Source organism: Candidatus Woesearchaeota archaeon (assembly GCA_030651375.1).
In the GTDB taxonomy this organism is placed as follows: domain Archaea; phylum Nanobdellota; class Nanobdellia; order Woesearchaeales; family UBA12501; genus JAUSFM01.
Window position 1 is genome coordinate 1 of record JAUSFM010000010.1, and the last position, 1,752, is coordinate 1,752.

At 48.0% G+C, this 1,752-nt stretch carries 1 protein-coding gene and 1 pseudogene; both read left to right on the forward strand.

Annotated features, from left to right (window positions below):
• The first annotated feature begins 124 nt into the window (after window positions 1-124).
• Window positions 125-1,006, forward strand: coding sequence for a restriction endonuclease subunit S (locus Q7R76_03365; protein MDO8642603.1), 882 nt, complete (start codon window positions 125-127; stop codon window positions 1,004-1,006).
• Window positions 1,003-1,626, forward strand: a pseudogene (locus Q7R76_03370) (Fic/DOC family N-terminal domain-containing protein). Before Q7R76_03365 ends, Q7R76_03370 begins: the two are co-directional and overlap by 4 nt.
• Window positions 1,627-1,752: the final 126 nt, after the last annotated feature.

The following is a 1,752-nucleotide window of genomic DNA, read 5'->3' on the forward strand; positions in this document are numbered from 1 at the left end:
GCGAATATCACCGACGAGGAAATTAGAATGATCGAAAACAGGTTGAATAACCGACCCCGTAAACGATTGGGATTCAAGACGCCCGCAGAGGTGTTCCATCAATCGTTATCCCGTGTTGCACTTCGTGCTTGAAACCGCCCAATACGGTCAAAGGCAGATTGATAGCTTTCAAGCAGGCGGCAACAGGCAAGGCCTTAATTTCGCGCAGATTCGATCGTTTCTGATACCGCTTTCTCAGTCCCTGCCTGAACAACAAAAAATCGCCAATTGCCTGAGTTCGTTGGACCAGCTGATCACCGCGCAAGCCCGCAAAGTGGATGCGCTCAAGACCCGTAAAAAAGGGCTGATGCAGCAACTTTTCCCCCTCGAAGGCGAAACCCAACCGCATCTGCGGTTTCCTGAATTTCGGGATGCGGGGGACTGGGTGGTGAAAAATCTTGAGGAAATCTGCAAAATTCAGCGAGGAAAATTCTCCCATCGCCCTCGAAACGATCCCCGGTTTTTTGGTGGAAAGTATCCGTTCATACAAACTGGTGATGTTGTTAAATCGAACGGCGGATCAGTTCAAGCAAGTCAGACACTGAATGAGCTGGGTCTTAGTGTCAGCAAGCTTTTCAAACCCCCAATCGTTCTAATTACCATCGCCGCAAATATTGGCGATACCGGCTTGCTTGATCGTGAGGCATGTTTTACTGATAGCGTGGTTGGATTAATTCCAAACAGTCGGGTCTCGCCTGTATTTTTGGAATTGCTGGTCAGAGGAAAAAAGGAGTATCTAAACAAAATTGCTCCCGCTGCGGCTCAGAAAAATATCAACAATGAAATCTTGAGCGTGTTGTCAGTATTGATGCCAGAGTTTGAAGAGCAACAACGCATCGCCGACTGCCTCACCTCCCTCGACGACCTAATCACAGCTGCCACCCAAGAACTTGAAACTCTCAAGACCCACAAAAAAGGGTTGATGCAGCAGCTTTTCCCACAAAATGCCAGCGAGGTAACTGTATGAAAGTAGAAGATTTCAAATCGGGCATCTGGCAACCGCAGTATCAATACAAGAGTTTTGAACCAGTTCCGGTCAATGTTGAATGGTTTTGGGAAAATCCGCTGATCAACACCCTGTTGGAGCGCGCCAACAAAGTGCTTGGCGAGTTGAATGCTTTTTCTTTGATCGTTCCCGATATTGACCTGTTTATTCAAATGCACATTACCAAGGAAGCCCAGACTTCCAGTCGTATTGAAGGGACGCAAACCGCATTTGATGAAGCGGTGATGCCCGAAGAACATATTGCCATTGAAAAACGCGATGATTGGCGTGAGGTGCGTAACTATGTGAATGCGATGAATGAGGCTGTTGCGGAATTAACGCGATTGCCACTTTCCAACCGCCTGCTCAAACAAACACACGCCATACTGATGAGTGGTGTGCGCGGGAAAATGAAACAGCCCGGCGAATTCCGCGTTAGCCAGAACTGGATTGGGGGGTCTAGCCTTTCCGATGCGGCTTTCATTCCGCCGCACCAGAACAGTGTTCCTGACCTGATGGGCGACCTGGAAAAATTTTGGCACAACGACGACATTCATGTTCCGCATTTAATCAGGGTGGCTATTAGTCATTGGCGGTTTCAAGCACGAAGTGCAACTTTGATTAACCGAGGGCAGGAGGCTGAGGATGTTTAGCATTCAAGGCTTCTAGACCTGCAAGTCGAAGTTGCCAATTGAATTACAAACACCTCAGCCAGATTGAAAGATATC